Raw genomic sequence first — 9655 nt, 5'->3', positions numbered from 1 at the left:
AAGTATGGAACAATTTAAGCAAGAACTAGAAACTTATATTCATTACTACAATCACAAAAGAATTAAAACAAAACTAAAAGGATTGTCCCCTTTGCAATACAGAGTTCAATCCTTAGTAGCTGCTTAATATATTTGTCTAATTTTTTGGGTTCAGTTCAAATTACTCAAGTGGTCTTTTTGTATATATTTTGTAATTGTTCGATTGCATTCTCTGCTTCTTTCATAACTCGCTCCACTACATGCTGAGCTGATTCGATTCGAGCTAATGATGCTGCCTGTCCTGCCCAAAGTGACATATATTCTTCCTTATTTTGCTTCGCTGCCTCTTGGCGTATTTTAGAAGTTAATACGTTTTGCACTGGATACATCGGCAGCCCTTCTTCTTTTCCTTCATGTCTCTCTATAAATTCATTCCGAATACCCCGCGCATATTTCCCAGAAAACGCACGAGTTACAGTTGTGCTCGTATCTGTACTATGTAAAACCGCTTCTTTATACACATCGTGCGTAATACTCTCTTCACTTGTTAAAAAGGCCGATCCCATTTGAACACCTTCTGCTCCTAGTGCCAATGCCGCAACAAGCCCTTGTCCGTTCATTACACCACCTGCTGCGACAATTGGGATATGCGGAATAACCCCTACTAACTGAGGTATTAACGCAAAAGTACCAATCATAGCATCTCGTTCTTTCCCAATAAACGTTCCTCTATGCCCTCCTGCTTCGCTACCTTGCCCAATAATAATATCTACTCCTAGCTCAGCAAGTACTTTCGCTTCCTTCACATGGGTAGCTGTTCCGATAACTTTTATTCCACTTCTTTTTAAATCATTTATTTCTTCTTTTTCTAACGTTTGAAATGCAAAACTAACGACCGGTACTTTTTCATCTAATAACACTTGTAATTGTTCCTTATAGCTTTTTGGAAGCTTTAACGTTCCTTCTACTTCTATACCTAATTCTCTATTCACTCCGCTTAGTAATACTTTCGCCTCATTTACCTTCTCTTCTTCTATTTGTATCTCTTTCGTTACAAGTAAATTAACACCGAAAGGCTTATCTGTTAGTTCTCTTATTCTATAAATCGCTTCACGAATTTGTTCTGGGCTCATATAGCCCGCTCCAAGCGTCCCTAATCCTCCGCTATTACTTACTGCTGCAACAAGTTCTGGCGTCGTAATCGCGCCTGCCATACCGGCTTGAACAACGGGATACTCAATTTTTAATATGTCTGTTACTCGACTTGTAAACATCATTTCCCCTCCTATTTCCCTTATATCTTCTTTATTTGATAAGCTTTCCCCTGCTTTTGCAAGGGTTGAACTTCATATGAAGCGAATATATTGAAAGAGAAGGAGGCTGAGCTTAATGATTTATCCAGATGCATTAAAACAAGGTGATACAGTAATGATCATTGCACCATCTGGTCCACCTACAATCGAAAATGTATTAAAAGGTGTGAATGTATTACAAGAGATGGGGTTATCCGTAATAATCGGGAAGAGTGTTTACGAGAAATATGGATTTTTAGCCGGAAGTGATCAAGTTCGGCTTGACGATATACATGAAGCATTTATAAATAATGAAGTGAAGGCCGTTTTCTGTGCACGAGGTGGTTACGGAAGTGCTCGTCTCCTCCCTCACATTCAATATGAAATCATTCGGCAAAACCCTAAGATCTTTTGGGGATATAGCGATATTACAGCTTTACATACTGCTGTTTCACGTTATGCAAAGCTTGTGACATTTCATGGCCCAATGGTTGAAGAATTAGGGAAAGGTGTAGATTCTCTTTCTTTATCTTCTTTCAATCAGCTATTCCATCCGTATTCAACCATTTTATCTGCATCAGAATGTATCGTACCTAGCTCTCACAGTACAGTTACAGGTACGTTAGTTGGAGGAAATTTAGCTGTGTTAACAAGTATAATTGGCTCGCCCTACGAGATAAATACGGACAATACACTTTTATTACTTGAAGACATTGGTGAAGAACCGTACCGCATTGACCGTATGTTAAATCAGCTACTTTTATCTGGAAAGTTTAATGAATGTAGGGGCGTTATTTTCACAAGTTGTCACGACTGTACTCCTTCAAAGCCATCTCAATCATTGCAAGCAATATTATATGAATATTTCGCACCATATCATATACCGGTCCTATTCGGTTTACCAATTGGACATATAAGTCCAAACATCGGTATTCCACTTGGAGCTACAGCGACAATAAACACGAATAATAAAACAGTCTCTATTTCTTCCGGTATAGCCACTCCATATTCAAATTAAAAAGGAAAAGCGATTACGCTTTTCCTTTTACTTATAATAATTAAAAATTCGTCCAGATGAGATATCTGCAATTTTTTCTGGAATAAATGTTTTACTTATATCAGTACCAACATTTAATACAGCTGTAGCATCTTTCTCAATGCTACCAAATAACTCTTTCCCACGTATCGTAATAAGGGGCGTTCCTTCTGGCAACACATCTTTTACAAATTCCATTTGTGTAAAGAACGGAACGATCCATCTACCTTCTCCTTGGAAATGACGCAAACGAAGTATTCCCTCTGTTGCCCCGTCCTCTGCTTCTAGTGAACCAGCAACATAAAACTCAGTAGATAAGAGCAATTCATAAAATTCCTTTTGCTTCTGTTTATCATCCCCTGCTACAACAAGTACCTCTTCTAATTTCTTTACTGAAATTTGCTCCATATGATGCCACCCCTATTTTCAAAATGATTGTACTTAGATTATACGAAATATTCTTATTTTTTTCTACATAATTTGCAATTATTTTCTTAAAATAATTTTAATACTTCTTTTGTCGTCACAATCGTAGCAAACTCTTCATGTAAATTTACAAGTGTCATATTGTGAATATCTTCTGCACTATACTCCTTACCATCTAAACCTTTACGGTTAAAAGTAGCCGTTGCATCACTCACTAAATATGTTGTAAATCCTAAATTCCCTGCCATTCGTGTCGTAGTTTCCACACAGTGATTTGTCGTTAATCCTACAATCACTACTGTATTACATTTGTTCTTTCTTAATTGTTCTTCTAAATTTGTCCCAATGAACGCGCTGTTAACGAATTTCTGAATAACCACTTCACCAAGTAGTGGTTGCACTTCTTCTTTAAAGTTTACCGTTTCCGCTCTCTCATAAAACATTGACTGAGCATTTTCTTTATTTACATGTTGAATATGAAAAACTGCTCGCTTTCTTTTTCTCCATTCTTCTAACAAAATTCTCATGTTTTCTTCAGCAAAAATATTATTTCTCTCGCCCCAATCTGGTAATTGAAATGCCTTTTGTACATCGATTATGATAAGTGCTATTTGATTTGTCATCATTTCCCCCTTAATTTGGCTGTAATTGAAATAGAAAACCAAGTTGTTGTGACGCAGTAATAAAGCAAACATAGGCGCAAAGCTCTACAATTTCTTTTTCTGTCCAATATTGTTTTAATACGTGAAACATAGTATCATCTATTGCTTTTCGGTCATGAACAAATGTATGCGCAAAAGTAACAGCTACACCAATCTCCTCTGCCCTTTGCACATCATCAGGTCTTCCCTTTGCCATACAGTACGGACATTCATTCCCATACGCTAATGTTCTTCTCACTTGCTCCTTCAACTCTGCTGAAAGAGTTCCTTTATTGTACAGTGTATCTTCTAACGTAATCCACGAATGTAATATATCCGAATTATGCCCTAATAACTTTTGAAACTTTGTATCTCCTACATTTGATAATGAAATTCTCTCCATTATTTCCCCTCCTATTTCCTTCTGTTTTATTGTAAAATAAATAACGTTCACTTTACATTTCATATGAATCTTAATTTATATTTTTCCTTTACAAAAATCATTATTTTACTGGAGGTATATTTACAAATGCAACTAGACCGTGTTGATCGAAAAATTTTAAATGAATTATATAATGATAGTCGCCTTTCTATGCGTGAATTGGCGAAACGAGTAAACTTATCTGCTCCATCTACTTCAGAACGTGTTCGTAAGCTCGAAAGCGAAGGTGTTATTCAAAAATACACAATCGATATTGATTATAAAAAAGCAGGACTCGTTTTAGATTGTATTTTAGAAATCACTTTAAAAAATGGTGATACAACACGTATGCAACAGTTTATTCAGTCTTATCCATCTGCAAGTTTTTGTTACCGAGTAACAGGAAGCTTATGCTACATTGTAAAAATTTCTGTTCCTTCACTCGTTGAACTTGAAGAATTTATCAATGATGTTTCTTCATATGCAACGACAGTTTCTCATATCGTATTATCAGAAGTATCTCTTACTCCTGATATTGAACATATCTTCCCAGAAGATTAATTTATTTTTATTCATAAAACATCAAAAAACCTCTTACAATAAGAATAAAAATAATATATTATGTATTAAAATACATAAAGTTCGAGAAAGGGGCTTTACATTGAAAATCTGGTTTTATGAAAAAACGGCACAATTAGATGACTTGCTTGGTATTTGGGACAACGTTCCGACCATCCCGCGAATTGGTGAAAAAGTGGAGATTTTAAAGACGGTCCGTACTGTTACAGATATTAAATATGTAAAGAACGGTAATAATTTCCGCGTGGAAATTATTACAAATTAAAAAGTAGCTCTTAAGGAGCTACTTTTTAATTATCTATTATGTGCTTTCTTTATAACGATTTTATCTTCTTCTACAGATACTGTTACATAATCATTTTCTTCTAACCGAAGCTTATTTACAGCCTCATCTGGTAACTCTATGGCCATCAATCTATCGGTTACGATCACTTGACTATACACTTCATTTTCTTGTGATGAACTCACTACTTTTTGCTCATTTATAAAACGTATTGGTGGCACGCCAACTTCTTTTACTGTACGCCATTGTTTCCAAACATAAGGAATTAACCAAAGTAATCCAACAACTGTAAGACCAATACCAATCCATAAATTACTTTGCGCTTGTAATTCAGTAATTGAGATTGTACCACTTTCTTCTCCACCGAAAAATTGCATACTTGTTGCAATCAAATTATTTAGAGCGTGCACAGCTATATTCGTCCATATATTTTGTGTCCTTATATATAAAAGACACATAACGACACCAAACATGAACGCACCAATAACATCAAAATGTCCTAAGCCAAAAATAATTGAAGATATAATTACAGCTTTTTTAATTCCCCATTTATAAGCCATTCGCTGTAAGAAAAATCCCCTAAAAATAACCTCTTCCATAATAGGTGCTAACACACATGCTGAAATGAAAGTAAATATCGTCATATATACGTTACTCGTATTAATAACATTTCCGTCTTCTAGCATAGTAACTAAGAAATTAGGTAACGTATGTGCTAATATGTAAAATTGAATCTGAGATATGCCAACTGAAAAAATCATTCCCATTATCGTTGCTAATACAATTAATCCCCAAGGTAAATGTCCTGGCTTATAAAAAAAACTGTTAAATACAATATTATTTTTATTTGTTTTTACGTATAGCCAAAGTAACGGAAATACAAAAAATACAGTTATTTGTGAAATAACCTCCATCGTATTCTCAGAAACATTTGCTAGACCTAATGGGATGACTATAAGGAGCACCCCTATAATCATCCATCCAAAAAAGCTACGTAGCCTTATACGTGAAAATGCATAGTGCATATAGAACACCCCCAAAGATAGTAAAAATACAATAAAACTTTAATCAATACTTTATAGGCAATCCTTTCCCTATAAATAGCAGGATAACTAAATTATAATATGAATATAGTTGAAATTCTTCCTATTTTTCTCAAATCATTTCAAACAGCATATCTCTTAAAATAACATATCGCTGTTCTTCAGGTTGCAATCTAAGAGAAATTTATGTAATAAAAATCCCCGTTTTTACAAGCGGGGATTTCTTTTATTATAATACGTCACGTTTTTGGAATAATGCACTTGATGCTACAAGTAACACAACAAAGTATGCAGCTACAAGTAATAATGAAGTTGTAAACGTAAATTCTGTAAATGTTGGTTCCATTCCACCATTGATTAATTTATTACTATCGTAAGCTCTTAAATCCAAATGGTTGAATACTACAAACTTCGCTACACCTTTTGCAAACATTATTAATACCATATTAATTGCACCTTGTAAGAAGAATAGGAACATCGTAATAATTAATGGTAATACAGATTTTCTAAAGACATTTGCTAGGAAAAATGCAAGTGTTGCAAAAAAGAACGGTGAAAGTAGTTGATATAAAGTGGACTTCATTACGATTCCTAATGTTAATTCTGTTTTACTACCATCCATTACAATACCGCCAATAATCATTGCAATTAGCATACCAGCTAATACGATAAATAACATTGCTAATAACACTGTAATATATTTAGAAAATAAAACTGCAAGTCTTTTTCTTGGACGGATTAACAATTGTTTAATTGTACCTTTTTGGAACTCATCAGTAAGAGTACGGGCAGCAAGTGTAATCCCAAAAATCGTTGTAAATAAAACAATTAAGCCAATCTCTGAGTTTGCATAATCTAAATATGACCCCTTAAACTCATCACCTTTTCCCCACTTCAACATTGCTAAAGTACCTAAAATTTCGAGTGCCGCAATGACACCAATTAAAATATACATACCTTTTTTCGCATGCAACTTTAAAAATTCATTTTGAATTAATTTAAACATTACGCTTTCACTCCCCCAGTAATCGCTAAGAACTCATCCTCTAACGTTTTATTTTGAACAGTAACGCCATATACAAGCACATCAGCATGAACAAGTTTTTTTACAAGTTGTGGAATGTTGTCTTTTGTTACAGATGCTACAATTACATTCCCTTTTGCTTTGCCTTTAATGATTTCATTTGCTTTCTGAACTTCATCTACTTCAAACGCTACAACGACTGCCTCATCATGTTTCACTTTTTCATGTAAGTTGTACTCTTGTACAAACTCACCTTGTTTAATAATAACAACGCGATCACACATTAATTCAATTTCACTCAATAAGTGACTTGATACGATTACAGCAATATTCTCTTCTTTCGCTAAACGTTGTAAATAATCACGAATTTGGCGAATACCAGCTGGATCTAATCCATTTGTCGGCTCATCTAAAATTAAGATTTTCGGCTGATGAAGTAATGCCTGTGCAATTCCTAAACGTTGTTTCATGCCAAGTGAATATGTTTTCACCTTTTTATGAATCGCATGCTCTAACTCAACAAGCTTTATAATCTCAGCAATGCGCTCTTTACTAATTGGTGTAATGGCCATATTCGCAAAATGCTTTAAGTTTTGCATTCCTGTCATATAATCATATAGTTCAGGATTTTCTACAATCGCTCCAATTTGCTCTAGTGCCTTTTCACGCTCCGAGCGAATACTATGTCCACAAATTGTAATATCGCCCTCTGTCATTGAAATAAGACCTGTCATCATACGGATCGTCGTCGTCTTACCGCTACCGTTCGGCCCAAGGAATCCGTATACTTCTCCTTCACGAACCTCAAATGATAAACCACGAATAATTTCCGTTCCACCAATCTTTTTTCGAACATTCTCTAACTTTACTACTACGTTTCCCAATGCTGATTCCTCCTTTAGACTTCTAGTTTTTTATCGATAATGCGACCTGTTATATAAATAAGTAGAACAAATATACCGATTGAAAAAGCAATACTATATAAATTCATAAGTTTTTCTGGATAGAGAAACACATTCACTTCTGATGGTTCATCTATATATACTAACTTTGCTATTAAAGGCGTAGTAGGTGCAAGACCACCCAACATTCCATATATAGTACCTAATAAATTTGTTACTAGTAAAAATAAGAAAAATACCAGTGGATATTTTAACTTCTTCTTTTTCAAAGAAAACACTTTAACGCTTGCTACTGAAAAAAGTAATACTAGCAATATGCTTGATAAATTAAATACATATAACATAGTACTAAAGAGGTGCTTTAGTGGATTGAATACACTTTGAGTAAATAATACCTCATAGAGCTCTGTACCTTTTATTATTTTCATAGAAATACCATATAAAAAAATAGATCCTATTAATTCGAAAATAAGTAAATAAATTACAGCGTATAACAATATTGCTAAAACAATCTTTTTACCGGATATCGATGTTAACCGAAATAATGTGCTTTCAGTCATTTTTCCAAATGCAGACACCGCCTGAATAACTATCATTGCTAAAAAAGTTATATATACTAGAATAACGAAACTAACTATAATTGTTTGTCTTACTTCTCCTGATTCTTGCTTAATATAATTCCCCAAACTTACGAAAGCTACAGCGACAACGAATATAAATGTTAACAAAGAAATAATTATTTGCTTTTTATTTATATTGTACATATATATTAAGCTCGGCTTCATCTACTAAACACCTCCTTAAACACCTCTGTAACAGCTTTTCCTCTCTGAAAACGTAACTCTTCTACATTTTCATACAATACAATTTCCCCATCTTTTAAAAAGATCACTTCATCAAAAATATTTTCAACTTCGTTTATTAAGTGCGTCGAGATTAGTATCGTACAATCTTCTCTATAAAATTGTAGAATGAGATTCAATATGTGCTCTCTAGAAACAAGATCAATCCCGCCAAGCGGTTCATCTAATACGTATAACTTCGCTTTCCTCGAAAACGTTAATATAATTTGAAGCTTTTCAACCATACCTTTTGATAAAGCTGTAATTTTTTCTTCTAACGGTATTTTAAATTCTGCAATCGTATCTACCGCTTTTTGAATATCGAAATCATTGTAAAAATCCCGGTAGAAAAATAAAGCGTCTTTTACAGTCATCCAATCATCAAAGATTGGCTTATCGGACATAAATGAAACGATTTCTTTCGTCTGTAATCCTACCTTTTTACCGTCTATTGTAATACTACCTTCAGAAGGGTGTTGCAAGCCTGCAATCATTTTCAATAACGTCGTTTTCCCGCTCCCGTTATCTCCAACAAGCCCAACGATTTTCCCTTCCGGAATCTCTATGTTTAATTCACGAATCACTGCTTTTAATCCGTATCTCTTCCATAAATTTTCTATTTTTAATAGCTCTGTCATTCGCTCTCCTCCCTTTTCTCATGTAATGAAGAACGAAGAATTGTAAGAATTTCTTCTTCTGAAAAACCTAAATTGTCCATTCCATCTATAAAAGAATGAAGTAATTCTTTCGCCATCTCTTTTCGTAGCTCCATAATTTTCTCCCCTTCATTCGTTACATACCGTCCCATTCCTCTACGTGTGACAACAACTCCATCCCGTTCTAGCTCTTGAAATGTACGCTGAATCGTATTTGGATTCACTTGTAATTCACTCGCTAATTCACGGACCGAGGGAATTTTATCACCAGGTAATAAATGTCCTGTTACGATCTCTTTTTTTATGTATTCCATTACCTGAATGTAAATTGGTGTATTTGGAGAAAACTCTATTTTCATTTCTTCCCTCCTTTTGTATCGGTGTACTAGTTAAATAATACACCGATACAAAAGGTTTGTAAATACCCATTTAATTACAAAAAAGTTCTATCCGTTAAACGAATAGAACTTCCCAAATATAAATCGCTATACAAAAATAATAGTGTTATGTAAACAAAATTATAAAGAAAAA

Annotated in this window: 14 protein-coding genes; 4 read left to right on the top strand and 10 right to left on the bottom strand. The window is 34.2% G+C overall.

What is annotated here, in order from left to right:
* The coding region (locus tag MR169_RS24525) for an IS3 family transposase (protein WP_242320176.1) at positions 1-127 on the top strand (127 nt) is incomplete at its 5' end.
* Between the two features lie 37 nt (positions 128-164).
* On the opposite strand, the gene MR169_RS24520 is transcribed toward MR169_RS24525, so the two are convergent.
* Positions 165-1253: an NAD(P)H-dependent flavin oxidoreductase gene (locus MR169_RS24520; protein WP_098616835.1), complete on the bottom strand. Its 1089-nt coding sequence runs from the start codon at positions 1251-1253 to the stop codon at positions 165-167.
* A gap of 115 nt (positions 1254-1368) precedes the next feature.
* Between MR169_RS24520 and MR169_RS24515 the strand changes: the two genes are divergently transcribed.
* Positions 1369-2289 carry a S66 peptidase family protein gene (locus tag MR169_RS24515; protein WP_098616836.1) on the top strand — a complete coding sequence of 307 codons (921 nt, stop codon included), beginning with the start codon at positions 1369-1371 and terminating at the stop codon, positions 2287-2289.
* A 27-nt stretch (positions 2290-2316) separates the two neighbouring features.
* Here the strand turns inward: MR169_RS24515 and MR169_RS24510 are convergent, their stop codons facing one another.
* From MR169_RS24510 to MR169_RS24500, 3 genes are all read right to left on the bottom strand, one after another.
* On the bottom strand, positions 2317-2715 hold the full coding sequence (locus MR169_RS24510; protein WP_242320175.1) for an SseB family protein: 399 nt from the start codon (positions 2713-2715) through the stop codon (positions 2317-2319).
* Positions 2716-2801: 86 nt separating this feature from the next.
* The gene (locus MR169_RS24505) at positions 2802-3356 is read right to left on the bottom strand and encodes a cysteine hydrolase family protein (RefSeq protein ID WP_142345272.1); all 555 of its coding nucleotides are present in this window, start codon (positions 3354-3356) and stop codon (positions 2802-2804) included.
* 10 nt (positions 3357-3366) lie between these two features.
* A complete protein-coding gene (locus MR169_RS24500) occupies positions 3367-3777 on the bottom strand; it encodes a carboxymuconolactone decarboxylase family protein (protein ID WP_000439747.1) in 411 nt (136 codons plus the stop codon).
* Positions 3778-3903: 126 nt separating this feature from the next.
* On the opposite strand from MR169_RS24500, the gene MR169_RS24495 reads away from it, so the two are divergent.
* Positions 3904-4356 carry an Lrp/AsnC family transcriptional regulator gene (locus tag MR169_RS24495; RefSeq protein ID WP_001175505.1) on the top strand — a complete coding sequence of 151 codons (453 nt, stop codon included), beginning with the start codon at positions 3904-3906 and terminating at the stop codon, positions 4354-4356.
* A gap of 100 nt (positions 4357-4456) precedes the next feature.
* Positions 4457-4639, top strand: coding sequence for a DUF3913 family protein (locus tag MR169_RS24490; RefSeq protein ID WP_000707107.1), 183 nt, complete (start codon positions 4457-4459; stop codon positions 4637-4639).
* 29 nt (positions 4640-4668) lie between these two features.
* On the opposite strand, the gene MR169_RS24485 is transcribed toward MR169_RS24490, so the two are convergent.
* From MR169_RS24485 to MR169_RS24460, 6 genes are all read right to left on the bottom strand, one after another.
* On the bottom strand, positions 4669-5682 hold the full coding sequence (locus MR169_RS24485; protein WP_098616838.1) for a CPBP family intramembrane glutamic endopeptidase: 1014 nt from the start codon (positions 5680-5682) through the stop codon (positions 4669-4671).
* A 247-nt stretch (positions 5683-5929) separates the two neighbouring features.
* Complete coding sequence (locus tag MR169_RS24480) at positions 5930-6706, bottom strand: ABC transporter permease (RefSeq protein WP_000475427.1); 777 nt, start codon at positions 6704-6706, stop codon at positions 5930-5932.
* Entirely contained in the window at positions 6706-7608 is a 903-nt protein-coding gene (locus MR169_RS24475) for an ABC transporter ATP-binding protein (RefSeq protein ID WP_000528786.1), read from the bottom strand. Before MR169_RS24475 ends, MR169_RS24480 begins: the two co-directional genes overlap by 1 nt.
* Positions 7609-7622: 14 nt before the next feature.
* Complete coding sequence (locus tag MR169_RS24470) at positions 7623-8411, bottom strand: ABC transporter permease (protein WP_242320174.1); 789 nt, start codon at positions 8409-8411, stop codon at positions 7623-7625.
* Positions 8408-9106, bottom strand: a complete 699-nt coding sequence (locus MR169_RS24465) for an ABC transporter ATP-binding protein (protein ID WP_000137710.1) — start codon at positions 9104-9106, stop codon at positions 8408-8410. Before MR169_RS24465 ends, MR169_RS24470 begins: the two co-directional genes overlap by 4 nt.
* Positions 9103-9483: a GntR family transcriptional regulator gene (locus MR169_RS24460; protein WP_000687513.1), complete on the bottom strand. Its 381-nt coding sequence runs from the start codon at positions 9481-9483 to the stop codon at positions 9103-9105. The genes MR169_RS24465 and MR169_RS24460 overlap by 4 nt, the downstream gene beginning before the upstream one ends.
* Positions 9484-9655: the final 172 nt, after the last annotated feature.

This window comes from Bacillus cereus group sp. BfR-BA-01349 (genome assembly GCF_022663795.1).
GTDB classification, from domain to species: domain Bacteria; phylum Bacillota; class Bacilli; order Bacillales; family Bacillaceae_G; genus Bacillus_A; species Bacillus_A cereus.
Note: the sequence above shows the minus strand (reverse complement) of the source record. Positions and strands in the feature narration are given on the sequence as shown.

Excerpts from the sequence above, each read along its gene's own strand:
- MR169_RS24520 (WP_098616835.1), bottom strand. The coding sequence starts at position 1,253 with ATGTTTACAAGTCGAGTAACAGACATATTAAAAATTGAGTATCCCGTT.
- MR169_RS24515 (WP_098616836.1), top strand. The coding sequence starts at position 1,369 with ATGATTTATCCAGATGCATTAAAACAAGGTGATACAGTAATGATCATT.
- MR169_RS24510 (WP_242320175.1), bottom strand. The coding sequence starts at position 2,715 with ATGGAGCAAATTTCAGTAAAGAAATTAGAAGAGGTACTTGTTGTAGCA.
- MR169_RS24505 (WP_142345272.1), bottom strand. The coding sequence starts at position 3,356 with ATGACAAATCAAATAGCACTTATCATAATCGATGTACAAAAGGCATTT.
- MR169_RS24500 (WP_000439747.1), bottom strand. The coding sequence starts at position 3,777 with ATGGAGAGAATTTCATTATCAAATGTAGGAGATACAAAGTTTCAAAAG.
- MR169_RS24495 (WP_001175505.1), top strand. The coding sequence starts at position 3,904 with ATGCAACTAGACCGTGTTGATCGAAAAATTTTAAATGAATTATATAAT.
- MR169_RS24485 (WP_098616838.1), bottom strand. The coding sequence starts at position 5,682 with ATGCACTATGCATTTTCACGTATAAGGCTACGTAGCTTTTTTGGATGG.
- MR169_RS24480 (WP_000475427.1), bottom strand. The coding sequence starts at position 6,706 with ATGTTTAAATTAATTCAAAATGAATTTTTAAAGTTGCATGCGAAAAAA.
- MR169_RS24470 (WP_242320174.1), bottom strand. The coding sequence starts at position 8,411 with ATGAAGCCGAGCTTAATATATATGTACAATATAAATAAAAAGCAAATA.
- MR169_RS24465 (WP_000137710.1), bottom strand. The coding sequence starts at position 9,106 with ATGACAGAGCTATTAAAAATAGAAAATTTATGGAAGAGATACGGATTA.
- MR169_RS24460 (WP_000687513.1), bottom strand. The coding sequence starts at position 9,483 with ATGAAAATAGAGTTTTCTCCAAATACACCAATTTACATTCAGGTAATG.